Genomic DNA, 26,015 nt, shown 5'->3' with positions numbered 1-26,015 from the left:
CGTATATCTTCAGCCGTATACAGACGTTCAAAACCTTGATAAGCGCGCTGTTGCCATTCAATCTTTCCGGTGCACGGTACTGCTTAATCAGACGAGTGATCTGTTGCCTTGAATAACCGGTGATTTTAACCAGAAAACGCACCACAACACCTATCGAACGCTTATTTAGATACGGGTATCTGAATTTTAACCAGTGTGCGCTGTATGCCTTGATAACACTCATCCGCGCTACTGGCGACCAGAAAGGCGACGCATTGACTACCGGTTAAAAACTGTTCCAGTTGTTCTATGCTATTGAGGTCTTTTATGTTCATGATAGGTTTCATCCTTTTATTATGAACGAGATTTAAGCGGTTGTCAGACTCATTTCCCGTTAGAAATACGGGGCCCCTTCAGACTCATTTAGTACTGGAAGAGGCTATGGGTTGACAACCGCGCCGACCTGTAGTGGGATAAGCCAGCTCAATTTTTGCTCTATATTTCGTTCAAAAACACTTCCGCTGCGAGACAGGAGTCGAGTAGTCCCCAGAAGCGATAGTGCATGTGTTTTCACGCAGCTTGCGAAGTGAAAATGCAGGCTTTCCGAAATCGCGTCGAGTCATTGGAGAGCATGTGAGCTACCCCTTGTTGGGTAGCGATCGAGTGACCAGGACGGCTGGGGCAGCCGCAGGCATTAGCGGTCGCGTAATTTTTGCCGCTTGTTGGGCTGGGAGGCCCATAAAAGCTTTCGCAAAAATAGCGACTCCCCGGCCTTCTTGTGAGGCGTTTTTGTGGCTATATTCGAGCCCTGCAAAACCGGTTTGATTTAGGTCATGCGATATTGGGCCATTCTAAATGGGTAGCAATATTATCCCATATAGGGAGATTTAATCAGCGCCTCCCTATGCCTCAACCCATTACGCTATTATTCATTTCGGACTCCCCATTACGCCAGTTAAGAATTGGCAGCGCATTTTAAACCACATCAGAAAGGGGGGGGAGAGAATTCTATATCACCCCCTAACTCAAAAGCCATTTTTTAACCCCAAAAGAATATGGAATCCTAAGAATAACAAGCACCGCCGAAGACAACTAAAAATCTAACAAGCAAAAAAGCAGAAAGCCAGTGCCACAATGCTGCACTGGCTTTCTGCTTTTTGACTACAATGCAAAATAAAAACGGATCAATCTATCTTTTTGTTTACATACACATCAAAAAGCACCAATCCTCTTATCTGCTGAACTTTCCGGGCATAACGAACATTTTGCAACAGTGCAAGGACCAATTATCCAAGCAAGAATCCACAAAAATTTATTTGCCGTATTTTTTACGGAATTTATCAACGCGCCCCGCTGTATCAACAACACGCTGTTTTCCTGTATAAAAAGGATGGCATGAAGAACAAACCTCAACTTGCAAATCCTTACCTAATACAGAACCGGTTTCAAATTTATTACCGCAACCACAAGTCACAGTAATTTGCTTATATTCTGGATGAATTTCTGGTTTCATATCACTTTCACATTACCCATAAACGGGCTACATACTTTATTTAAAGAACCCCATATAATACATATTTTATTAAAAGCTCGCAACTCAATTTATACGTATTATTACTTTAGATTCGAACAGTATCCACTCCGTAAAGCACAAGGATTTCTTTATCTTGATACAGAAAAAAACCACTGCACTAATTTAGCTTTGATCTTTTTAGCCTGCAAATTATCACTGCCTTACCATGATATAAAAAAAGCTATAGCAGGGAAGCGGCCTCATCTTGTAAAGAAACAGCCTGGTAAGATTTTATCAAGCTAACAAAAAATTTAGATAAGGTCACTTTAATTGAGGCTCAATTTGGCGGCCTAAGTATTATCTCGCTTACTTGCCTTTTGCAGTTTATCAGAAGAAAGACGACAAGCTATAAAGTTAAATTCATGAAAAAGTTCACGCCTTATTTACAGAAATACTTGCCAAAATAGCCGTAGCCACATAATCTGCGGCGATGTGAACATAGCTCACAAAGAAATTGCCTTAGAAAACCAGCAAGGCAATCAAAAGAATTCAGATTTTTTTACCCGAAAGAAGGACGATTATTTGCTAAAGACCAGAAGAAACCATGATAAACGTATTTAAACCCTTTAATAGAGAAGCCGAACAATATGCATGTCAAAGAGGACAATCCCGGATAAAGAACGCAAGCTAACATATTGATTATCAAATAATCAACCCTGGATTAAAGTAGAAACAAGTACAGCATCCGTTCCTTAAAGATGAGCGACTTCCCCACTCATCATGAACTATAGCTCGCTCTAGAGCGGCTTTGATAGCGCATCAATAAAAGCACCAACACAATTGCCGGCAAGCCCACTGTTGACGCATAAATAAAGAAGACAGTATAACCATATCTATCTACAACAATTCCCGAAAAGCCCCCTAATAGCTGAGCAGGCAAAGTCATCAGCGAACTGAATAGCGCATATTGCGTGGCAGTGTATGCGGTACTGGTTAAACTGGAAAGATAAGCGATGAACACCGATGTCGCGATACCACCACTTAAATTATCGGCACTTATAACAACCGCTAACAATAATAAATTGGGCTCGCTAACCGCCAAAACAGCAAACAGGAGATTAGTAGTAGCCACCATAACCGCACCTAGCAGCAGAGGACGCATAATCCCATACCTAACAACCAGCACCCCACCCATTGCCGCACCAGCAATAGTCATAAAAAAGCCAAAAACTTTACTAATGTCCGCGATATCTTTTTTATTAAAGCCCAAATCAAGATAAAACGGGTTTGCCATAACACCCATAGTGATGTCGCTCATTTTATAAACTGCAATAAGCATTAAAATCAATAAACCGAGCTTGCCGTTACGCGCAAAAAACTCTACGAAGGGATTCAATACTGCATCCACGAAACTTGTCGCCAACCGCCGCCAAACATTCCGATGTTTTACAGCAACATTTTTGTCCAACCGCTCGTCAAAATACTTATGTTCTGGCTCTTTAAGGCAAAGGGTCGTTATCAGACCTACTGACATGGCAATTGCCATTATAAAATAAGCCATTTGCCAGCTGGCATAATCTGCTATATAAAAAGCCCCCGCACCCGCCACCAGCAAGGCAATTCGATAGCCCAATACATAGGTCGCCGCCATAGCACCTTGATATTCAGGACTCACTGATTCGATGCGATAAGCATCAATAACAACATCTTGCGTAGCTGAACAAAACGCCACCCACACTGCAAAAAGGGCAATTTGCTGCAATTGGCTGTGCGAATCCGAACTTCCCATACCAATAAGACCGACAACAATTCCCAGCTGTGCTAGCAACATCCAACCGCGTCTTTTACCTAAAAATTTAGTTAGGAATGGCAACGACAGCCTATCAATGACAGGAGCCCAAAAAACCTTAATTGAATAGGTAATCCCGATCCAGCTAAAAAAACCTATAACCGATCTCTCCACACCCTCATCTCTTAGCCATGCTGATAATGTCGAAAAAACCAATAAAAAAGGAAGCCCAGCGGAAAAACCAAGGAATATCATGCCGCGCACTCGCGGCTGAACGTAAATTGAAAAGGCTGACCGCCAACTTTTATTCTCAGCCATTAACCTTACCCGAGAAACGCGACTGCACAAACAGATGTATTGATTGCTCTACAACTATCTGCATTCACCCTATCCATTTGGATTATGCAGAAAGTAGACTCTCTTCTAGAGAAGTTATCGAGCACTACACAAGGAGTGCAGTGCTTACTTGAGCTATCAACCATTAATCAGATAATGAGCAACAATACTTGCTACGTAACCACCGGCAATCGCTGGCGTCCATTTCAAGTGACTGAAGAATGTATATTTATGGTCAGATTGCCCCATTAATGCCACACCTGCAGCTGAACCAACGGACAACAACGAACCACCAACACCCGCAGTCAACGTCACCAGTAACCACTGATATAAATCCATATCAAGATTCATATTCAACACCGCAAACATAACAGGAATATTATCAACAATCGCCGAAATTACACCCACTAAAATATTCGCGGTTGTCGCACCTAAACCATCGTACATCGCGCCGGACAACAGCTCAAGATAGCCAATATAACCTAAACCGCCGACCGCAAATACCACACCAAAGAAAAACAATAAGGTATCCCATTCCGCATGACGCACTTTATTGAAAATATCAAATCCTTCTTCGCCTTCAACAGAATAATTTGTTTTCAAACGATAACCGTAAAGCATCAACGCAGAAAGACCAACCATCATTCCCATAAATGGAGGCAAATGCAGAGCTTGCTTAAAGCTTACTGCTGTAACGATCGTCAGTAAAAACATTACACAAATTACAATCGCACCTGGCTTCAATTGCACTGCCGCTTCATTAGAGGTTTTTGGTTGCTCGTCGGGCACAGCAAAATACATTACCGCCGCTGGCACACCGTAATTCACTGCTGATGGAATAAACAACTTGAAGAAATCAAAAAATTCAGCGTACTCAGCTTGCCAAACCATCAAGGTTGTAATGTCGCCGAAAGGACAGAACGCCCCCCCTGCATTAGCCGCGACGACTAAATTAACAAAACCGATACTGACAAACTTCGGGTTATCCGCCCCTACCGCCATCACTACCGCACCGACCAATAAAGCCGCCGTCAAGTTATCGGCCACAGAGGACAAGAAAAACGTAATAATGCCGGTAATCAAAAACAACTTACGATAGCCAAACTGTTTTCTTACCAACCAGGAACGTAATGCTTCAAATACGTTACGCTCCGCCATTGAATTAATATAAGTCATGGCAACCAGCAGGAATAACATTAACTCTGCATATTCTTTCAAATTATATTCAAAAGCTTCATGCATATCCTCGACGGAAACACCCGCTTGAGCAGCCAAAACAGCGGCATTCGCCCAAATAATACCAGCCGCCAAAATGACCGGCTTAGACTTACGCAGATGAGTAAACTCCTCCGTCATAACAAAGCCATAAGCAATAATAAAGATCAGAACCGTATAAATACCCCGCTCTGTTCCCGTCAAACCGAGACTTTCAAAACCACCCGCCATCGCCATTCCAGGCAATAACAATAAAGATAACAAGACAAACAATGACCGAACCAAGATAACCCCCTAACATTTATAACTGATCAAAAATACCAAAAATTTAACGGACAATATTAGCACCATACAATAACCTTTGTCATTTTAAGACCCACAGTATATGATTATTGGCTGTAATTACTCGCCTGGACATGCACTAAGCGCTCATTTATGTATCAGTATAACGACAAAGACCAATCACTCATTGAACAACGAGTAGCCCAATTTAGAAGGCAAACCGAAAGCTTTTTAAAAGGCCAAATTTCAGATGACCAATTTCGCGCCTTGCGCTTAATGAATGGTGTCTACATTCAAACTCACGCTCCAATGTTACGAATAGCAGGCCCCTATGGCCTGCTTAATTCCAAACAACTTCGTAAACTAGCTCATATTGCCCGAACCTATGACAAAAACTACTGTCATTTCACAACCCGGCAAAATGTTCAGTTTAATTGGCCTCAACTGGAAAAAATCCCCGATATTCTCGAAGAATTGGCCAGCGTCCAAATGCATGCCATTCAAACTAGCGGCAATTGTCTTAGAAACACCTCATCGGATCACTTGGCCGGCGTTTGTATCGACGAAATTGAAGACCCCCGCCCTTATTGCGAGATTATCCGGCAATGGACTACGCTTCATCCCGAGTTCGCCTATTTGCCTCGTAAATTCAAAATTGCTGTCAGCGGTGCAAAACTTGATCGTGCAGCCACTCAATTTCACGATATTGGCCTACATCTGGTTAAAAATGACGCAGGAGAAATCGGCTTTAGAGTGCTCGTCGGTGGCGGCCTAGGTCGTACGCCCATCATAGGACAAGTAATCAAACCTTATCTGGAAAAGAAACATCTGTTGTCTTACCTGGAAGCCATACTGCGGATATACAACCTATTTGGCCGCCGCGATAACAAATATAAAGCTCGTATTAAAATCCTGGTAAAAGAATCAGGCATGGAGAAATTCTCCGAATTGGTCGAAAATGAATGGCTGTTAATCAGGGATGACCTTGAGCTTGGCGCCGATCATATTGATGCTATAAAAACTCAGTTTACACCACCTGCTTATGAAACAGATGCTAGGCAAGATAACAGCTTCGAACAGCATCAACTCGAAAACAAAGCGTTCGCCACCTGGATCAAATACAATACTGCCGATCATAAAATAGCCGGCTATCGCGCCGTTTTCGTTTCATTAAAAGCGCCGGATTCACCTCCTGGCGATATGACCGATACACAACTTGACGCCGTTGCCGATTTGGCTGACCAATACAGCTTTGGTGAAATCAGAAGCACGCACAGACAAAACCTGATTCTTGCTGACGTGAAACAGGCTGATTTATTTTCGCTGTGGCAACAACTTGACGAACTGAAACTAGCCACACCCAATATCGGCACTGCAACCGATATGATTTGCTGCCCCGGCCTCGATTTTTGTTCACTCGCCAACGCCAGCTCAATCAGTGTTGCGAAGGAAATCAATGACGCTCTCGATGATTTGGACTATCTCCATGACATTGGCGATGTAAAAATCAACATGTCCGGCTGTATGAACGGCTGTGCGCATCAAAGCGTAGGTCATATCGGCATACTTGGCGTCGATAAAAAAGGCGCTGAATGGTATCAATTGACCTTGGGTGGCTCCTCTGAAAACGAAGCAGCTATAGGCGAACGACTGGGTCCAGCCGTTGCTAAAGATCAAGTCACCAAAGCAATCACTACCATTTTGGATGTTTATATCGAGCAACGCTTGGATGACGAGCCTTTTCTGGACACGGTAAAACGCGTTGGCATCAACCCATTCAAAGAGCAAGTCTATGCAAATAATTAAAGACAAACAGATTATTAATGACAACTGGAGTTATGTGGCTGATGATGCCGAACTGAAAAATGGCGATATCAGTGTTTCATTAGCCCGCTGGAAAAAAGACAAGCAACAATTGCTTCAGTCTAACGGAAAGGTAGGAGTCAGAATCGGACCTGCGGATGCAGTTGAAGACATCTCCGCTGATTTGAAAGACATCCAGTTAATTGAACTGGACTTTCCGGCCTTTGCCGATGGCCGCATTTTCTCTCATGCATGGCTGCTGAGGGGGCGCTATAACTATCAAGGCGAAATCAGGGCAACAGGCCACTTCATGCCGGATCAGGTATTTTATCTATCGCGCGTAGGCGTTAATGCGTTTAGTCTTGAGAAAACAGAAGACCTGCCTGTAGCTCTCTCCACGCTGAATGACTTCACCGTCAATTATCAAAAGTCGATCCGTTAATCCGCAATCATGGTGACGTAGGATGGGTAGAGGCCGTAGCCGAAACCCATCATAACCATCTCCACCCATCCTACCGAACTGATGCATGCTTGAAAACGACAGTATATCGCCATGCTTTATTTGCAAAAAACATTACCTCTTTATTAATAACGCAGCATAAAAAACCCGGACTCCCAGCAAACAAAATTGTTTGCTGGGAGTCCGGGTTTTTTTATTACTGCTATTAAGCTAAAGCTTATTTTTTAATGATACTGATGCCTTTTAACAAAGTCAGCGCCTGATACAGAGGATAATCTTTTTCCAAAGTCTCTTTCTCTTTGTCCTGCACAGCCTCCAGCTCTTCTTTACTTTTGCCGTTTTGCAAATGACGCGACAGATCGGCTTCCTTGACCGGCTTGAATTCCGTTTTTTCCAATGACTCCAGCTTAACGCGAGCCAAAGCGATATCCGGCTCAATACCCTCTGCCTGAATAGAGCGGCCTGAAGGCGTATAGTATCGGGCTGTTGTCAGCTTAACTGCCGCACCGTTACTGGTTGGCAATATAGTTTGGACCGAACCTTTACCGAATGATTTCTCGCCCATAATCACAGCGCGCTTTTGATCCTGCAAAGCTCCCGCTACAATCTCCGAAGCTGAGGCGGAACCGGCATTAATCAACACGACCATAGGCGCACCGTCGATAAGGTCATCAGGAGCCGCATTAAAGCGCATTTCCGAATTTTCAATACGCCCTTCAGTATAAACAATAAGACCGCTCTTTATAAAAGCATCACTTACCTCAACAGCCGCATTCAACACTCCGCCCGGGTTATTTCTTAAATCAAGCACTAAGCCCTTTAGATTGCCTCCGTTTTCTTTTTTCAACGCGGTTAGGGCCTCTTTAAGGCTTTCCCCCGTTCCAGACTGAAAACTGCTAATCCGTACATAACCATAACCTTTTTCCAGCATCCGGTTTTTTACACTTTTAACTTTTATGACGTCCCGGGTTATGGATATTTTCAAAGGAGCTTCCACCCCTTCACGAACAACAGTCAGTAAAATTTTGCTTCCCGGCTCGCCACGCATCAGCTTGACGGCATCAGCCAAGGCCATGCCTTTTACCGGTTGATCATCAAGCCTGACAATCAGATCTCCGGTTTTAATACCTGCTCTCTGAGCCGGGGTGTCATCAATAGGGGAAACCACTTTAACAAAGCCGTTTTCCATCGTAACTTCAATGCCCAAGCCTCCGAACTGACCGGTTGTGCCTTCTTTTAATTCCTGATATTCATCAGCAGCCAAATAAGCGGAATGAGGATCAAGCCCGCTTAACATACCTCGAATGGCATCTTCCAATAACTTTTTGTCAGAAACGGGTTCTACATAATCCCTTTTAATTCGTCCAAAAATTTCAGTGAATGTTCGTAAGTCCTCATAAGGCAGAGCTTCCGCTGTATCAGCTACAGGATCAATATTATCCCGTTCGGCAAAGACACTGCCGCAGATGCCCATAAAAACACCCAACATAATCCCTAAGGACAAAATGAAAATATTTTTCTTTTTTAACATGTATCTTAAAACTCCAAACACTCGATTTCCTAAAACATGGCCATTGAACAGTTAACTAACTTGATCCCGATTACTTTCGGCACCATTCAAGCGGATCAACCGGCTTACCTTTGTTGCGTATTCCAAAATACAATCCGGAATGACTGCGACCACCGCTTTGTCCAACAGAAGCGATGACCTCGCCAACATCCACCCACTCACCAACCTGCCGATATAAACTCTGATTAAAAGCATAAAGAGTCATGTAGCCCTTGCCGTGATCAATAATAATCAACAAGCCATAACCGCGAAGCCAATCAGAATACACCACTTTCCCGCTGGTAATCGCACGTATTTCCGTTCCTTCACTAGCGTCAATTAACACTCCGTCCCAGATACTCTCAGTACTCTCGGCCCGCGCACTACCGAACCTATTCGCCAATCGTCCTTTGACAGGCCAAGGCAATTGGCCTTTAAGCGAAGAAAAGTCTCCTTGAAGTTTAGAAAATTCATCCTTGGAATCCGGTAAGTCTTTGGCAGGTTCATCGGATGGACCCCCAACAACCTTGTGCAGCTTTTTTGTTTGCTCAACTTCAAAAGTCAGATCATTAGTCGATCTTTGCAATGAAGATACCAGATTTTTCAGCTTATTTTCACTTTCTTTCAAGTGAATTATTTGCTGTTCATTTGAAGAAAAGTCGGCTTTTAATTGCGTCAGCAATTCAGCTCTTCGTTTTCTAACACCGTCTACCGCTATCTGTTCTGATTTCTTTTGCTCAAGACTTTTCTCTAAAAGCTCGGTTTCCTGCTGCTGTTGCTTACCAAGCCGATCCAGATGCTGCATAGACTCCGAAATGCCGGCCAGCTTTATCAGCCGAGCCTTATTAAGATAATCGTAATACACCAGCATTCGACTGGATAATGCAGGATCTTGCTGATTAAGCAGCAGCTTCAATTGTTCCTTTTGCCCCATCGCGTAGGCAGCTTTAATTTGACCCGCTAATTCATTGTTCTGTTTAGCGACCTCATCCTGAAGATTTTGTTTTTCTTCCCGAATCTTACTCAGATTCTGACGTTTTTGCTCAACCTGGCCTTGCAATGTCTTTAATAAAGTAGCCGTCCGTCCATAGAGCTTCTCAACTTCACTCAACTGCGCGTTTAAAGTATTTTTTTGCAGTTGAATTCGCTGCATATTTTGACCGGCCGCTTTAATACCCGATTGAACTTCACTTAGCTCTTCGTTTCTTTCCGAAATTTCCGCATTCCCTTGATGAACGAATGCACTTAGCAAAAAGCAAAAAACCAACTTCTTTCTCATCCACAGATTAAACAATTTTGATTTAGAGATCGACCAGTCATTTCCATGGGTTGCTCAACCCCTAACATTGCCAATACTATTGGAGCCAAATGCGACAAGCCGGAACAACTAAGCAGAGTCATGGGGCCATCTTTCTGTAACTGATCCCAATAAGGTGCTATTGCAATAGCATTGTATTCTTCGTCCAACATACAACCGAATCCGCCAAGGATCAGCAATACCAACGGCTTTGGTCGATTTAACATCTTTAAATTTATCTCCCGATACTAAAAAAATTCGCTCTATCACTTTCCATGCAAAATAAACGACTTAGCACGCTATTTTATTCTTCATTACCAAAAATGGCCGTAGTGATGTATTATTTTGCCAGATTCACTGGTTTTTCGTGTTTTGGCAGCATACCAACTACCTAATCAAGTAGCCATTATATTAATACACGTTGACAACAGTTGTGTATAAATAATTCTTCACGGGTTCTTTTTAATCACATTGAATAAACCAGAAATATTAAGCAGACCTAATGAAAATTAAAAATCCGCAAAATTTGTACAACGATGCTGAAATAGCCAAAGCAGCTCTCTGCTTAAAGGCAATGTCACATCCATTGCGTTTAAAAATATTATGCGTTCTGGGCACTGATTCAATGTGCGTACAACAAATTGTCGATCAGGTTGGCACCAGTCAGAGCAATATTTCCCAGCATCTGGCAATTCTCAGAGAAAAAAACATACTCGGCTCTAAAAAGCAGGCCAACCGTGTTTATTACTTTATTGACGATGCCCGTATGCTGTTGCTTATTAAAATGATGCGGGATGTCTTCTGCTCCAGCCACTAATCTATCTTTTCTCCATTCACTTAACTTTACAAACTCATCCATGGACCGTTATCTAGAATTCATTTTAAACCACTACATATTATCTCTCGCTCTGGCAGTAGTTACTTATTTGTTAATCCAGGAATTATTCGATACTGCATTCAAAAAGTTCTCTGCCGTTTCTCCTTTACTGGCTGTCGCCAAAATGAACGATAGCGATACCATCGTTATCGATGTTCGCGAGCCGGACGAATTTCTTAAAGGGCATATTGAAAACGCAATCAACACGCCACTAGGCAACTTACCCGCTCACCTGTCAAAACTGGAAACGCACAAAAACAAACCTGTCCTTATTGCCTGCCAAACAGGAACCCGCTCAGCATCGGCCGGAAAAATATTGACCAAAGCAGGTTTCGAGCAGGTTTTCGTTATTACCGGGGGTATGCAAGCCTGGGAAAACGACTACAAATTACCTATAAAATCGACCGGTAAGCACAAAAGCTAAATCGTGCTTGGACATAACCATCACATCAAACCCTACTTATAGAAATCCATCATGACCGAAGAAGCCAACGCTGTAGAAAAACAATTTTCCATACAAAAAATTTACACCAAAGACATATCTTTTGAGACGCCTAACTCGCCTAAAGTATTTACCGAAAAATGGGAGCCCTCCGTTGATTTTAATCTGGGCACCCATGTTTTGCCTTTAGAAAACTCAATGTACGAAGTAGCCCTCGCAGTGACCATCACCGTTAAAAACGGCGATACGACAGCCTATCTTGTTGAAGTCAATCAGGCGGGCATTTTTTCTTTAGGCGGTTTCACAGATACGGAAATGGGACCGATGCTTGGCAGTTTCTGCCCCAACATTTTGTTTCCTTACGCAAGAGAAGCTATTTCCGACCTCGTTACAAGAGGCGGCTTTCCGCAGATGCTTTTAGCCCCGGTAAATTTCGACGCCTTATTCTCTCAGCATCTACTACAAGCGCAACAAACGCCTGGTTCCGAAACCATCAATTAACCTGTCCTGAGCTTGTCGAAAGGTTCACTTGATGAATAAAAAAATAGCCGTCCTGGGCGCAGGCTCATGGGGAACGGCTTTGGCAATTTTGGCAGCCAGAAATGGTTGCCAAACGCTATTATGGGGACACAATCCCCAACATATGGCGTTACTTGTACAAGATAGGGAAAACAAACACTATTTACCCGGCCTGATTTTCCCTGAAAACCTCACCGTTACTTCCGACCTGGCTGAAGTCGCCGGTTTTTGCCGCCTGATGCTGGTTTCCGTCCCCAGTCATGCATTTAAAGATACATTACTTAGACTCAAAACGCATTTATCCAGCGACGTACAAATAGCCTGGGCAACCAAAGGCTTTAATCCGGATGACGGCTCCTTACTTCACGAGGTAGTCACGGATATATTTTCCGTGCGAACCCCGGCGGCCTTGCTTTCAGGCCCCAGCTTTGCCGCAGAGGTAGCTGCCGACCTACCGACCGCCATCACGATTGCTTCATTCCAGCCGGATTTTGCTGGTCTTCTGGCCGACATACTGCATAGCGAGCGCTTTCGAACTTACACCAACTCGGACCTGATCGGCGTAGAAGTCGGCGGCGCAGTAAAAAACGTCATGGCTATCGCTGCCGGCATTGCCGATGGGCTTGGTTTTGGCGCCAATACCCGAGCAGCGCTGATTACACGGGGACTCAATGAAATCATTCGTCTCGGCGTCAAACTTGGCGGTAAGCAGGAAACATTTATGGGATTGGCAGGTTTGGGAGACCTTGTTCTGACCTGCACCGATAACCAATCCAGAAACCGGCGTTTTGGCTTGGCTTTAGGGCAAGGTAAAGATACAACGGCAGCTACACAGGAAATCGGCCAGGAAATCGAAGGCATTTCAGCGGCAAAAGAAACTTTTTTACTCGCTAAAAAATACGGTATAGACATGCCGATTACCGAACAAACCTACAAGGTGTTATATGAAGGTTTGGCGCCACTGGCAGCTGTACAAAACCTGCTGGCTCGCGAACAGAAAGCCGAGTCGTAGAGACTTTTATTCACCACGAACGACTACATGAACAGATTTTTGCTCTATGCAAAATCTGCATTCCTCACATCCCTGTGAGGAATGCAGGAGCAATTGCCGAGATACGAAGAGCACGAAGTTTTATTTCTTTGTGCTCTTCGTGGTGATCATTTTTATAGCTATTTTACTGCTGCCCCGGCAAAACCCAGCTGCCGCCAAGCCTCATACAGAACAATAGAAACTGTATTGGACAAATTCAGGCTCCGGCTTTCCGCCTGCATCGGCAAGTACAAACACCTCTCTGATCCTAAGTCAGCCAAAACATCTACTGGCAGACCGCGCGTCTCAGGGCCGAACAAAAAAGCATCCTGCGACTGAAAGCTCACCTCACTATAGATTTGTGTACCTTTTGTAGTCAGCGCAAAAATCCGTCCCGGCTTAATACTATTTACAAAATCAGCCAATGAATCATGCTCTTTTACCGCGACCCACTCATGGTAATCCAGCCCTGCCCTGCGCAATTTCTTGTCATCCAATTCAAAACCCAACGGCTTGATCAAATGCAACTGCATGCCGGTATTAGCGCAAAGCCGGATAATATTCCCGGTGTTAGCCGGAATTTCCGGCTCAAACAAAACGATATGAAACATGCTTAGAAATTATTATCGATGCTGACCGGCGTTAATTTCCAAATCTCGTCGTTATAGTTGGTGATGGTTCTGTCGGTAGAAAACTTACCGCTACCTGCACAGTTTAAAATGCTCATTTTAGTCCAGTGATCCTGATCCTTATAAGCTGCTTCTACACGTTTTTGTGCATCAATGAAGCTGCGGAAATCGGCTGCCGTCATCCAGGGGTCATGCGGGCTTCTTATTGACGCCATAACATCATCAAAAATGCCCGGCTCGAATTGATTAAAATGCCCGCACTCAAGCAAATTCATAACCCTATGCAATTCTTCATCCTGATTGATGATGGCATTAGGATCATAGTGATGATGTATTTCTTCAACCTGCTCTTCGGTCAAGCCAAACAGGAAAAAATTCTCATCCCCGACTTCTTCGCGGATTTCGATATTGGCACCGTCCAGAGTACCGATAGTCAGCGCACCGTTCATCATAAACTTCATATTGCCGGTGCCCGAAGCTTCCTTACCGGCAGTTGAAATCTGCTCGGAAAGATCGGCGCCCGGACATATTTTCTCCATCGCGGAAACCCGGTAATTAGGCAGGAACACCAGTTTTAATTTTCGGCCCACATCAGGATCGGAATTAATGACGCTAGAAACATTATTGATCAGCTTGATGATTTTTTTCGCCATGTAATAGCCCGGCGCAGCTTTACCTCCGATCAATACGCAACGGTCCGTCCAGTTTGCAGTATCGCCGCGCTTGATACGGTCATACAGATGAATGACATGCAATACGTTTAACAACTGGCGTTTATATTCATGAACGCGCTTGACCTGTACATCAAAAATGGCGTCAACGTTAAAATCGACATCATGTTCAAGCTTCTTGAAATCGATCAGCTTTTGTTTCGCACTTTGCTTGATTTCATGCCAGCGCTTGCGGAACTTCTTATCATCAGCGTAAGGCTCAAGCTTCTTTAGCAACGACAAGTCGGTCAGCCAGCCATTGCCTATCGTTGCGGTGATCAGTTCGGCCAGTTCCGGATTACATGCTGCCAGCCAACGACGCGGGGTAACGCCATTGGTCTTATTGTTGAATTTGCCCGGCCAGAACTCATAAAAATCCCGAAACAAGCCTTGCTGCAATAATTTTGAATGTAACGCCGCGACACCGTTAACCGAATAGCTGCCGACTATTGCCAGATAAGCCATTCTGACGTATTGCTCGTTGCCTTCTTCGATAATAGACATGCGGGTTAATCGGCCGGTATCGCCGGGCCAGTGCGCGGAAACTTCGGCCATAAAATGGGCATTAATATCGAAGATAATCTCCATCAGCCTCGGCAACAACTGTTTAAACAGGTTAACCGACCACCGTTCCAGCGCTTCCGGCAACAGGGTATGGTTAGTATAAGCCATCGTCTTACGGGTAATCGCCCAGGCATCATCCCAGACCAAACCATGGACATCCAATAACAGGCGCATTAATTCCGCTACCGCTATACTCGGATGGGTGTCGTTTAACTGGAACGTATTCTTTGCCGCAAAATGGGAAAAATTATTGCCGTGACGACCGACCCAAATGCTGATCACATCCTGCAAACTGGCCGAAGCAAGCAGGTATTGCTGACGCAGACGCAATGCTTTTCCGTTTTCATTGGCGTCATTCGGATACAACACCATGGTGATATTTTCAGCGGTATTTTTTGCCGCTACCGATTCCGCATAATCACCGGCATTAAACTCCTGTAAATTAAACTCTTCAGTCGCCGTGGCTTTCCATAATCGCAAAGTATTGACCGTGCCGTTCTGGTATCCGGGAATCGGCGTGTCGTAAGGAACCGCGAGCACATCCTGCGTCTCTATCCAGCGAGTTCTTTTATTACCGATTTCATCAATATGCGATTCGGTATGTCCGCCAAATTTAATCCTAAACGTATATTCAGGCCGTTCAATTTCCCACACATTCCCGTTACGCAACCAATGATCCGGCTTTTCGACCTGCTCGCCATTGACAATATCCTGCGAAAACATCCCGTATTCATAACGCAAACCGTAGCCGGTCACCGGCAGCTGCAATGTTGCGCAACTGTCGATAAAACAGGCCGCCAAACGACCCAGGCCGCCGTTGCCCAAACCGGCATCCGGCTCGCTTTCAACCAGCTCTTCAAGTTCAAGACCCAAATCATACATGGTCTGCTCAACCGCTTCATTAAGGCCCAGATTCAGCATCGCATTACTTAAAGTGCGGCCCATTAAAAATTCCATCGACAGATAGTAGGCTCTCTTGCAATCCGTCTCTTTATAAGTATTGTAAGTTTTTTTCCAGCGCTCAATCAGCCGGTCGCAAATAGCCATCGACAGCGCTTCATAGGCATAATGCGGCGACGTATTGTGTTCATCCCGGCCTAAACGATGACTGTAATAACGTTTGAAATCGGCGACAAGGTGCTGTTCGTCCATGCCCAAATCGGGAAGCATGGTAATTGTGGCTTTTGGTTTACTGGTTTTAAAGCTTCTATGCGGCATATTTTCTAAACTACAAAGTTGATATTAAGTTGATGTTAACTACTTTTTTTTATTTAGCCAAAACATTCCTTTGCCGGAATAAATCTATCGCAAAGCTTTTTCCCATCGGCTTACCAGTGCGGCGGCGATGCTGTTGCCGAATACATTAGTTGCGCTACGGCCCATATCCAGAACCTGATCGACAGCCAACAATAACAGCAACCCGGCTTCAGGGATATGAAACATCGATAATGTCGCGGCAATGACGATTAACGAGGCCCTGGGCACGCCAGCCACGCCCTTGCTGGTGAACATCAGGGTCAGCAACATAATCATCTGGTCGCCCAGCGCCATGTCGATACCGTAAGCCTGGGCGATAAACAGCACGGCAAAGGTCATGTACATCATGCTGCCATCAAGGTTGAACGAATAACCCAGCGGCAGCACCAAGCCGCAGACTTTCTCATCGCAACCGAAGCGTTCCAGTTGTTGCAACAGCTTCGGGTAAGCGCTTTCGCTGCTGGCAGTACCGAAAGCCAGCAGCATCGGTTCGCGAATGTGGCGTATCAAAGACAAGATTCTATGCCCCAGAAATAAAAAACCGACGCAAGCCAGCGTACTGCACAGCAGCAACAGCCCGAAGTAAAATTCCCCGATAAACCGGCCGTAAGACAGCAACACGCCGATGCCGTTCTGCGCGATGACCGAAGCCACCGCCGAAAACACAGCAACCGGAGCGGTATGCATCACATAGCCGGTGACTTTCAACATGATATGCGTCAATGAATCGAGCAACTTGACGGTCGGGTGCGCCAATTCGCCCAACGAAGCGCAAGCTACACCAAAGAACATCGAGAACACCACGATCTGTAAAATCTCGTTGCTCGACATAGCTTCGATGATGCTTTTCGGGAACATGTGCGAAACAAAATTGCCCAGTGTCGGCGTAACCTGCGGCAATCCGGTCTTTGCTCCGGCCTCGGGCAGAGCCATGTGCAGAGAACTGCCCGGCTCAAAGCCATTGACCAATAACATGCCCAGCAACAGGCTGAATATCGACGCCGAAAAAAACCACAACATAGCCTTCAGGCCGACCCGTCCGACGGTCTGAATGTCGCCCATTTTGGCCATGCCCACCACCAGCGTCGAAAAAACCAGCGGCGCGATTATCATCTTGACCAGGCGCAGGAAAATATCGGTCAGTGCGGAAAATATAGCAATGACCGATTTCATTGTTTCAGTTCCAGCCAGCGTCAGGTTAAGCAGTTCGCCAACAATGATGCCGAGCACCAGAGCTACTGCGACATAAAGAGTCTGGCGATTGGGGGGCTGGGTGTGAGTCGTCATAAACTAAAGAGCCTTATTAAAATTTTAAATATTTCACCACGAAGGCACGAAGAACACGAAGAGATAAAGCTTCGTGTTCTTCGTGCCTTCGTGGTGGATAAAAGCCTCTATCCAATTAGCAACACCGCTTAATCCCATTCCACTTTTCATCCTGCCATTGCTTGAAAAACGCCTCTTTGCTTAACGGCGTATCGGCTTGATGATGTTCTGCATGGTGCTGCAAATAGCGCTCATAAGCATCATCCCCGGAAAGGCGCCGCACCACACGCCAAAACGCTTTCAGTCTACTTAACATCAATCCCTCACCCACTCTTCAACCAGACGGCTCGGACAATGCGGCACTTCGGCCAGCGGCAGCACCGGTTTTCCGGCCAGATAACGGCTGCAAACGCGCAGCATGTCGAATACGATCAGCCATAACAAAACGACAAAAAACAAGGTCAGCCAGCCGTCCAAATGCTGGTTAAAGATCAACTGCGGCGCAACAGCCGCTTTCTCCGGCGGCAACACGCCTGCCGCCAGCTTGTCGGCCAGATCATTGGCCGCTGAAAAGAAACCGATGCGGATATTGTCGCTGGCGATTTTCTCCCATGCCGCCGAACTGGTTATCGTCACCAGCCACACCAACGGCAAACCGGTCACCCAGGCATATTTGAATTTGTCGGACTTAACCAGAATACCGGTCGCCACGCACAGCGCAATCGCGGCCAGCATTTGGTTGGCAATACCGAACAACGGCCACAAAATATTGACCCCGCCGTTCGGATCGATCACGCCGATATAAAGGAAATAGCCCCAGCCGGACACGACCAGAGCGCTGGTCAAAACCACCGACGGTGTCCACGAAGTCTCGCCCAGTTTCGGCCATATATTACCGAGCATGTCCTGCAACATGAAGCGGCCGACACGAGTTCCGGCATCCAGCGTGGTCAATATAAAAATCGCCTCGAACATGATCGCGAAGTGATACCACAAAGCCAGCATGCTCTCGCCGAACGCGCTGCCGAAAATACTCGCCATGCCGACCGCTAAAGACGGCGCGCCGCCGGTTCTGGCAAACAGCGTCGCCTCGCCCATTTGATTGGCTAGAAGCTGCATCTGGTCAACCGTGACCGGAAAGCCCCACGAAGAAATTTTGGCAACCGCATCGACAGCTTCCTTACCGACCACGCCCGCCGGGCTGTTGATCGCAAAAAACACGCCCGGATCAAGCACTGTCGCGGCCATCATCGCCATGATCGCCACAAAGGATTCCAGCAACATGCCGCCGTAGCCGATCATGCGTATATCGCGTTCGTTGCTGAGCAATTTCGGCGTGGTGCCGGACGCGATCAGCGAATGAAAACCGGAAATCGCTCCGCAAGCGATGGTAATAAACACGAACGGGAACAGCTTGCCGCCGAAAATAGGCCCGGTGCCGTCGATGAACTGCGTCAACGCAGGCATCTTCACGGTCGGCTGCAGCATGATAATCGCAACCGCCAGCAAAGTAATCGTGCCCAACTTTACATAAGTCGACAGATAATCGCGCGGCGCCAGCAACAACCAAACCGGCAAAATAGCAGCGGCAAAACCGTAAGCCATCACCCACCACGCCAGCATCAAGCCTTCATGATCGAACCAGACACGCAAAGTTTCATTATGGTCGATCCAGCCGCCACCGACCACGGCCAGCAATAGTAAAATCACGCCTAACGCCGAAGCCTCCAGCACTTGGCCGGGACGGAAACTGCGCATGTATAGACCGACAATCATCGCAATCGGAATCGTCGCCGACACCGTAGCCGTCGCCCACGGGCTGTGTTTCATTGCGTTGACCACCACCAGCCCCAACACCGCAATCAGGATGATCATGATTGCAAAGGTGGCGATCAGCGCCGCCGTACCGCCCAATGCGCCCAACTCATCGCGCGCCATCTGCCCCAGACTTTTGGCATCGCGCCGGGTCGACAAAAACAGCGTCACCATATCCTGCACGCAACCGCCCAGCACCGCACCGAACAAAATCCACAGCGTTCCCGGCAAATAGCCGAACTGCGCGGCCAGAGTCGGACCCACCAACGGCCCAGGCCCGGCTATCGCCGCAAAATGGTGGCCGAACACGATCCACTTATTGGTCGGCACGAAATCGCGGCCGTTATCCAAACGTTCGGCCGGTGTCGCCCGCGTCTCATCAACCGCCAGCACCGTCACGGCAATCCATGTCGCATAAAAACGGTAAGCAATGGCATACACGCACAAAGCGGCGGTTATAAACCAAAGCGTGTTGATGTTCTCCCCGCGGTTTAAAGCAATACCGCCGACGGCTGCCGCACCGAGCGCGGCGATCAGTACCCAAATGGAATTTTTCAGTAGATTGTTCATCAGTCAGCTTCTTTTTATTGTTGATGTTTTTGTATCGGCGTTAACCGGTTGGCCGTTTTTTGAGAAATAAATGACTTCCGGTAAGTCCTTAAAATGATCATCCGCCGTTATCAGCGGCACATCAACCAGTCTTGCGGAAGCGTAAATAATTGCATCGGCAAAAGATAATCGATGTTGCAAAGCCAGGTCTGCCGCATACAGAGACAGGCGGGTAGTTAATGGTACAACCTGCCCTTGTTCGGTTAGAGCGATAACTTCCAGAGCCTCAACCTCGCTTTTTTCCCGCTTTGCCCATTTATAGAGTTCAAATTGCAACGTAGTGGGGACGATCAATTCAGCTGGATCGGCCAGATAGAGCTCAAAGTCATCCGCTAACTGGCCGTCAGTTAACCATTCTATCCAGCCGCAGGTATCAACCAGACCGGCCATTAGATCCTGTCCTGATGATCCCTATAATTATTTGGGTTGCTGCCTTTAAAACTGCCCCTGGCCGCTGTTAAAGAGCGAACCGGAACCAGCTCAATAATGTCGCCTTTAGCGATCAGGATAAACTGTTGACCCGCTTTTAGATCAAGTTGATCGCGGATAGCCTTAGGTATTGCCAATTGGAATTTGCTGGATAATTTAGCTGAAATCATACTTACCTTGTGGTGATGCTATCGATCGAGTGAAAGTAAAATCATAGAGGCTACTCAGGATTGAAGCAAGCATTGGTTTGATTGTTAAGACGGATTTGCTTGGGTGTCGTAAATGGACGAAGAGAACTTTGTTTCCGACCTCGTTCCCACGCGCTGAGTCACTGCCATTAAGTTAGGAAAAAGCTTTATTTGCCCCTCATCTTAACCTTCTCGGCAATTGCTCCTGCATTGCTCTACTACCTGCATCCATGCAGGCATCCCTGAGGGAGAGGAACTGTTCATCCTTAACTTAATGGCAGTGACTCAGCGCGTGGGAACTAGACAAATTTTTGTTCATCTGGTTTTATACGACCTGCAAACCTAAAAATTGCTGAAAGGGTTGAAAATCTTTATCTGAATGCAATAACGGCAATTCGTTTTCAATGCAGAAGGTAGCAATCATCGTATCGATAGTTTTTCGGATCGTAATGCCTTGTTTGCGCAAGTTTCTGAAATTTTCGGCACTTTTTAAGCTTAGAGTTACGCCCAACATGGCGTGGACAGGCAGGGAGCAAAGCAAGTTTTTTGCGGCTTGGTAATCCTGGTCTAATTTAAACCCTTGCAGCACTTCCGCCAGAATCAAATCCCCGGTGCATACCGGCTGCACACCCAGTAAGCTATCCAATTTTTTGGTTGCCAGCGTTTCCGTGCCGTTGAAGTAATCGATCCAAACACTGGAATCGACCAGAATCACCGATCAGTCCTCATTTGCTCCAAATCGCCCTCCCATTTTAATTTACCTTTAAAGGCTTTGATGCCCTCTTGCTGTTTCAACATCAATAAGGTTTTTAGACCAAGCTCTACCGCTTCGCGCTTGGATTTTGCCCCCGTCGCTTTTAAAACATCGGCCATTAAGGTGTCGTCAATGATTATATTGGTTCGCATCGGGCTATCCTTGTGTAAGGAATTTATAAATGATACACATTAGAACATATACAATACCCTGATTCAATTTCACTAGAACCAGAATTTCCAGCAATTTCTTTGTCGTTTAAACCAACAGCCATTGGCAAACTGTCTTTAGCGCCGTAGACTATCCGCTAAACAACATGTCGATTAAGTTCTTTTACGAACACCTTTCGAGTTTAGGTGCTTACTTCGTTAATCCGGTACTTAAAATCAATTGAGCCTGGCCTTTATTGTTTTTTTCCTTATTACAAAATCTGCTGTGAGCTGGTCGATAGCCTCTTACCCATCCAAATAACTAAATGTTAACCCAAGGACACAACATGCTAATTGAAACGACTTTGTTAAAACCAACTGCCGTTAAGATAGCCGGTAGCTTGAGCTCTACATTTCTGAGTAAGAAATTATCAGTCCACCAAAACAATAAAGCCCAGCAAGCACAAATTCAGATTTGTATTGAAGATCTTTGTGAACAATGGCTGCTATCAGTCATGAAAAGTCTTGCAGCGATGGATTATGAAGACCAAGCCTTGCGGGATTTCTTCCAACACTATAATCATGATTTAGAGTGCTATGTTAAAAATGAACAAGTTGCCGAAGAGTTATTAAAACCATTAAGCGACACGGGGAGCCACTATCAACTTAACAGCGAGCTGTTGCAAAAACGCTGGCAAGAACTTGACCTGCAAGCCTTGCCGGAAGACTTTGACATACAGCAAATCTGCAATTTGTATGTCAAACGTGTACAAAAACAAAGTATCGTCTCGCCCGATTTACGCAGCCTTTACCTTGCCCAATTAAGCCAAGACTCCGCCAATTATTTACAAGCCCTGCGTGGTGCTTGGCCGGACTTTGATTTGGATCAATACAAAACCCGTTTGACCGAACGTTACAAAGTCCTTGATCTATCGGCATTAACACCGCCAACACGGGATGACAATGACACCCGGCTAATGCTGCAAGATGTGTTTATGCCGCAAACTGTCAAAGAAAGCCGACCGCCCAGCGAATTACCCAAAGAACGCTGGCAGCAATTGCAAAATCAAGATGAAATCAAAGACTCGTCGGAAGCCTTTCGTACCGATGAGTTTGCGCGGCTTCAAGAAAACTGGGTGCAACAAAGCTCAAAACCGGTTTTAAATATTTTCGCCCGGCACAAACTGATCGTATTAGGCGATCCTGGCTCAGGTAAATCCAGCTTGGTACGCTATTTATTGCTTAGCTGTTTAAATCCGCCCCAAAATGATGCTTGGCTGGAGCCGTTAAAAGGGCATTTGCCGTTATTGATTGAGCTGCGTTCCTATATCGCGGCAGTCACTGGCAAGCACTGCGATAATTTTTTGGATTACTTCCATTACCTCGGCAAATCGGAAGGCTACGCGCTCAATCATCTGGAATTGAAAAACCAATTAAAAAACCGTTCTGCCTTGGTCATGTTCGATGGACTGGATGAAATATTCGACCTTGCCCAACGCGAAAAAATAACCCAGGAAATTATCGGTTTCGCCAACGATTATCCCAAAGCCAAAATCCTGGTAACCTCTCGTATCATCGGTTTTGACGGCGCGGCTTTACGTCATGCCGGATTTAGCGAATACACACTACAGGACTTGTCGTTAGCTCAAATTCACGCTTTTGCCCAAGGCTGGTATCAGCTGGTGTTCAAGGATCACCCGCAAGAAGTGACTAACCGTCTGCAGCGTATCCAACTAGCCGTTGAACACTCGCCCGCCATAGCTCAATTGGCGGGAAATCCGCTGTTATTAACCATTATCGCTATTATCGCCAAGCATCAGGAATTGCCGCGTGACAGAGTATTGTTATATGAACATGCAGCAAAAGTGTTATGCCATCATTGGGATGTTACCGGACATAAAATTACTGACTCCCACTCCAACTTTATGCTCGATACCGACAAGTTAGATTTGTTACGGAGGATTGCGGTAAAAATGCAGCAAGCCCCCAGCGGCTTATCCGGCAACGTGATCCAGACCGAAGAACTACAACAAGCCATAGCCGATTACTTAAGCCAACGATGGAAACAATCATCCGCAAAAGCTACGCAGCTAAGCCGGGCCATCATTGAGCAGTTACATACTCGCAATTTTATTTTGTGTTTCTATGGTGCCGATTCATACGGCTTCGTGCATAGAACTTTTTTAGAATATTTTTGTGCTGCCGAGATCGTGCAACGTTTTGAGAAAAAACAGGAGTTATCGGAGGACAATTTAAAGACCTTGTTTTTAGAACATTATCAAGATGACGTCTGGCATGAAATTTTGCGCCTGATCTGCGGCATGATCGACGCCAAATTTGCCGGACTGCTAATTGATGCCATATTGCCTGAGGAAACAGGGAATCGGGAGCAAAACGAGGCATTAATACTTGCTATACAGTGTTTGGCCGAAGTTTCGGATTTAAGCGAAATAGCCGATACCTCCAAGCGAGTCTTGGCTTGTTTGTGCAAATGGTTTGAAATAGAGGAGGATTATATAGATGATGACATTGAAGAATTGTTTGAAAAAAATGCATTACCGGCGGTGGAGCGTATAGGCAAAAATTGGGTTGGACGTGAAGATTTCATTGGGTGGATAAAACTGGATAATAAAAAAGTCAATTTCTATTCGGGCGCTTATTGTTTTGGACGTATGGTGGGGGCTGTCTGGCCCGACCACATTGAACTGCAACAAGACTTACTGGCATTAACTCAAAGCCAGGACAGTTTGACTGTACACATGGCCTTTGATGCCTTAGCGCGCTGCTTTAATAAACCCATAAGAAGCTTTTTGGCACAACAATTAACTGTAGATGAACAAAGCTCTAGCCGTATCCGCACTTGTATACAGACTTTAGCTAAGCATTATCAAGATTGGCCGGAAACCTATCAGCTGCTGAAACAGTGTTTGCAAGATACACATGAATCTGCCCGCCAAGCTGCCGTTGGAGCTTTGGCTGAACGTTACCAAGACCGACCGGAAACTTATCCACTGATTAAACAGTGTTTGCAAGATGACCATGAAACTGTCCGACTAGCTACCGTTAGAGCTTTAACTAAACGCTACCAAGACCGACCGGAAACTTATCCGCTGCTGAAACAGTGTTTGCAAGATGAGTATGAAATTGTCCGACAGTCTGCTATTTGGGCTTTGGCTGAACATTACCAAGACCGGCCGGAAATTTACTCGCTGTTAACTCAGTGCATCCAAGATCGACATGAAACCGTCCGCCGAACTGCCGTTCTAGCTTTAGCTACACATTTCCAAAATCAGTCGGAAACCTACCCGTTGCTAAAACAGTGTTTGCAAAATGCTTATGGAGATATTCGCTCAGCTGCAGTTTGGGCTTTGGCTGGCCATTACCAAAACCAACCAGAAACCTACACGCTGTTGATGCAATGTCTGAAAAATGAGTATGCTGATATCTCCTCATCTGCCGTTTGGGCTTTGGCTGAACATTACCAAGACCAGCCGGAAATTTACCCACTGTTGAAACAGTGTCTGCAAGATAGGCATGAAATTGTCCGACAGACCGCCGTTTGGGCTTTGGCTATACATTTCCAAGATCAACCCGAAATATATCCGCTGTTAACACAGTGCTTGCAAGATAGACATGAGTCTGTCCGCCAAGCTGCCGTTGGGGTTTTGCCCGAACATTATCAAGACCGACTGGAAACTTACCCGTTGTTGACACAGTGTTTGCAAGATAGACATGAATCTGTCCGCCAAGCTGCCGTTTGGGCTTTGGATGATTATTACCAAGACCAGCCGGAAACTTACCTGCTGATAACAAATTGCCTACAAGATGAACATGAAGATGTCCGTCGGGCCGCACTTGGTTTTTTAACGGAACAAAACTTTCAAGACGTGAAAAGAAAATTGCTATTACGCGATTTTGACAATAGCAGCATGACTCTTTGGCTAGATCCTTTAGAAGCCATTACAAAAGACCAAGTAGAACGAGCCGCAAAACAACTAAACCTTAGTCCCAAAGCCATTCGCCAACATTACCAAGAAATAGCGCTTGAAATACCTTTGCAACTGGAATGGCTAATATAGCTTCTCGTGGGTCTGGCAACCGTTTTTTCATTGCCCGATTACGGAACTAATTTTGAACGCTGTAAGGCGGATTCGCGCAGCAATCCGCCATGAACGGCGCTTTGAACTTGATGCTCGTCGGATGTTCCAAGCGGGATTTTTTATGTCCAATTGATCGGATACTGCGCGTCGATTGGCGGTTTGCTCGCGCGAAAACGCCCTACTACGGTTAACCGCTTTTGGCCGAACTGCAACATTTCAAAAAAGCCCGGTTATGAAGCAGTGAAAACTAATTCTGGAAGCTATCAGATCAAACCGGCTGTAGTTCGGGCAACAGCTTTTTCGTTGCCCGGCATTATTAGCATACCTGATTGTCGGGCATAAACAGCATGCCCAACCTACGAAACTTCAATCATCCCGTATTCCGCTACGCTGCATACGGGCTAGTGTGTCATGAAGAAAGGCGGAAGCCTTTTATGCTGTATTAAAGATGAGA

General features: G+C 45.7%; 22 protein-coding genes. 7 read left to right on the top strand and 15 right to left on the bottom strand.

The annotated features are described in order from the left end of the window. Positions 1-161: 161 nt before the first annotated feature. From V7051_RS21700 to nhaD, 4 genes are all read right to left on the bottom strand, one after another. A complete protein-coding gene (locus V7051_RS21700) occupies positions 162-314 on the bottom strand; it encodes a hypothetical protein (RefSeq protein ID WP_333878560.1) in 153 nt (50 codons plus the stop codon). A gap of 977 nt (positions 315-1,291) precedes the next feature. Then, positions 1,292-1,492, bottom strand: coding sequence for a 50S ribosomal protein L31 (gene rpmE / locus V7051_RS21695; protein ID WP_006891794.1), 201 nt, complete (start codon positions 1,490-1,492; stop codon positions 1,292-1,294). Positions 1,493-2,270: 778 nt separating this feature from the next. Beyond that, positions 2,271-3,599 carry an AmpG family muropeptide MFS transporter gene (locus V7051_RS21690; protein ID WP_333878565.1) on the bottom strand — a complete coding sequence of 443 codons (1,329 nt, stop codon included), beginning with the start codon at positions 3,597-3,599 and terminating at the stop codon, positions 2,271-2,273. Between the two features lie 156 nt (positions 3,600-3,755). Next, positions 3,756-5,063 carry a sodium:proton antiporter NhaD gene (gene nhaD, locus V7051_RS21685; RefSeq protein WP_333878603.1) on the bottom strand — a complete coding sequence of 436 codons (1,308 nt, stop codon included), beginning with the start codon at positions 5,061-5,063 and terminating at the stop codon, positions 3,756-3,758. Positions 5,064-5,267: 204 nt separating this feature from the next. Here nhaD and V7051_RS21680 point away from each other — a divergent pair, with 204 nt between their 5' ends. Both V7051_RS21680 and V7051_RS21675 read left to right on the top strand, forming a co-directional pair. Further along, positions 5,268-6,920, top strand: a complete 1,653-nt coding sequence (locus V7051_RS21680; RefSeq protein ID WP_333878567.1) for a nitrite/sulfite reductase — start codon at positions 5,268-5,270, stop codon at positions 6,918-6,920. Further along, positions 6,907-7,359: a DUF934 domain-containing protein gene (locus V7051_RS21675; protein ID WP_333878569.1), complete on the top strand. Its 453-nt coding sequence runs from the start codon at positions 6,907-6,909 to the stop codon at positions 7,357-7,359. Before V7051_RS21680 ends, V7051_RS21675 begins: the two co-directional genes overlap by 14 nt. A 235-nt stretch (positions 7,360-7,594) precedes the next feature. Here V7051_RS21675 and V7051_RS21670 read toward each other — a convergent pair whose 3' ends face one another. Next, positions 7,595-8,908: a S41 family peptidase gene (locus V7051_RS21670; RefSeq protein ID WP_333878571.1), complete on the bottom strand. Its 1,314-nt coding sequence runs from the start codon at positions 8,906-8,908 to the stop codon at positions 7,595-7,597. A gap of 70 nt (positions 8,909-8,978) precedes the next feature. Further along, positions 8,979-10,079, bottom strand: a complete 1,101-nt coding sequence (locus tag V7051_RS21665; protein WP_333878574.1) for a murein hydrolase activator EnvC family protein — start codon at positions 10,077-10,079, stop codon at positions 8,979-8,981. A gap of 646 nt (positions 10,080-10,725) precedes the next feature. On the opposite strand from V7051_RS21665, the gene V7051_RS21660 reads away from it, so the two are divergent. The 4 genes from V7051_RS21660 to V7051_RS21645 are packed head-to-tail and all read left to right on the top strand — an operon-like array spanning position 10,726 to position 13,073. Beyond that, positions 10,726-11,040 carry an ArsR/SmtB family transcription factor gene (locus V7051_RS21660; RefSeq protein WP_333878576.1) on the top strand — a complete coding sequence of 105 codons (315 nt, stop codon included), beginning with the start codon at positions 10,726-10,728 and terminating at the stop codon, positions 11,038-11,040. A 40-nt stretch (positions 11,041-11,080) separates the two neighbouring features. Continuing rightward, complete coding sequence (locus tag V7051_RS21655) at positions 11,081-11,524, top strand: rhodanese-like domain-containing protein (RefSeq protein WP_333878578.1); 444 nt, start codon at positions 11,081-11,083, stop codon at positions 11,522-11,524. Positions 11,525-11,575: 51 nt separating this feature from the next. Continuing rightward, on the top strand, positions 11,576-12,043 hold the full coding sequence (gene secB / locus V7051_RS21650) for a protein-export chaperone SecB (protein WP_333878580.1): 468 nt from the start codon (positions 11,576-11,578) through the stop codon (positions 12,041-12,043). Between the two features lie 31 nt (positions 12,044-12,074). After that, positions 12,075-13,073, top strand: a complete 999-nt coding sequence (locus tag V7051_RS21645) for an NAD(P)H-dependent glycerol-3-phosphate dehydrogenase (RefSeq protein ID WP_333878582.1) — start codon at positions 12,075-12,077, stop codon at positions 13,071-13,073. Between the two features lie 158 nt (positions 13,074-13,231). Here V7051_RS21645 and trmL read toward each other — a convergent pair whose 3' ends face one another. From trmL to V7051_RS21600, 9 genes are all read right to left on the bottom strand, one after another. Next, on the bottom strand, positions 13,232-13,702 hold the full coding sequence (trmL, locus tag V7051_RS21640; protein ID WP_333878584.1) for a tRNA (uridine(34)/cytosine(34)/5-carboxymethylaminomethyluridine(34)-2'-O)-methyltransferase TrmL: 471 nt from the start codon (positions 13,700-13,702) through the stop codon (positions 13,232-13,234). A gap of 2 nt (positions 13,703-13,704) precedes the next feature. Further along, the gene (locus tag V7051_RS21635) at positions 13,705-16,212 is read right to left on the bottom strand and encodes a glycogen/starch/alpha-glucan phosphorylase (protein WP_333878585.1); all 2,508 of its coding nucleotides are present in this window, start codon (positions 16,210-16,212) and stop codon (positions 13,705-13,707) included. A gap of 84 nt (positions 16,213-16,296) precedes the next feature. Further along, entirely contained in the window at positions 16,297-17,538 is a 1,242-nt protein-coding gene (locus V7051_RS21630) for a dicarboxylate/amino acid:cation symporter (protein ID WP_333878587.1), read from the bottom strand. Between the two features lie 115 nt (positions 17,539-17,653). Beyond that, positions 17,654-17,833, bottom strand: a complete 180-nt coding sequence (locus tag V7051_RS21625; RefSeq protein WP_333878589.1) for a YbdD/YjiX family protein — start codon at positions 17,831-17,833, stop codon at positions 17,654-17,656. After that, positions 17,833-19,902, bottom strand: a complete 2,070-nt coding sequence (locus tag V7051_RS21620) for a carbon starvation CstA family protein (RefSeq protein WP_333878591.1) — start codon at positions 19,900-19,902, stop codon at positions 17,833-17,835. The genes V7051_RS21625 and V7051_RS21620 overlap by 1 nt, the downstream gene beginning before the upstream one ends. Before the next feature lie 3 nt (positions 19,903-19,905). Further along, positions 19,906-20,331 (bottom strand): type II toxin-antitoxin system VapC family toxin, encoded by a 426-nt coding sequence (locus V7051_RS21615; protein ID WP_333878593.1) that lies wholly within the window; start codon positions 20,329-20,331, stop codon positions 19,906-19,908. Continuing rightward, entirely contained in the window at positions 20,331-20,540 is a 210-nt protein-coding gene (locus tag V7051_RS21610) for an AbrB/MazE/SpoVT family DNA-binding domain-containing protein (protein ID WP_333878595.1), read from the bottom strand. The genes V7051_RS21615 and V7051_RS21610 overlap by 1 nt, the downstream gene beginning before the upstream one ends. A 343-nt stretch (positions 20,541-20,883) precedes the next feature. Next, positions 20,884-21,273 (bottom strand): type II toxin-antitoxin system VapC family toxin, encoded by a 390-nt coding sequence (gene vapC, locus V7051_RS21605; RefSeq protein WP_333878597.1) that lies wholly within the window; start codon positions 21,271-21,273, stop codon positions 20,884-20,886. After that, positions 21,270-21,464, bottom strand: a complete 195-nt coding sequence (locus V7051_RS21600) for a type II toxin-antitoxin system VapB family antitoxin (RefSeq protein WP_104425431.1) — start codon at positions 21,462-21,464, stop codon at positions 21,270-21,272. Before V7051_RS21600 ends, vapC begins: the two co-directional genes overlap by 4 nt. Positions 21,465-21,808: 344 nt before the next feature. On the opposite strand from V7051_RS21600, the gene V7051_RS21595 reads away from it, so the two are divergent. After that, on the top strand, positions 21,809-25,540 hold the full coding sequence (locus V7051_RS21595; RefSeq protein WP_333878601.1) for a HEAT repeat domain-containing protein: 3,732 nt from the start codon (positions 21,809-21,811) through the stop codon (positions 25,538-25,540). Positions 25,541-26,015: the final 475 nt, after the last annotated feature.

Source organism: Methylobacter sp. (genome assembly GCF_036845245.1).
In the GTDB taxonomy this organism is placed as follows: Bacteria; Pseudomonadota; Gammaproteobacteria; order Methylococcales; family Methylomonadaceae; genus Methylobacter_A.
The sequence above is the reverse complement of the archived record's forward strand: the minus strand, read 5'-3'. Positions and strand labels throughout refer to the sequence as shown.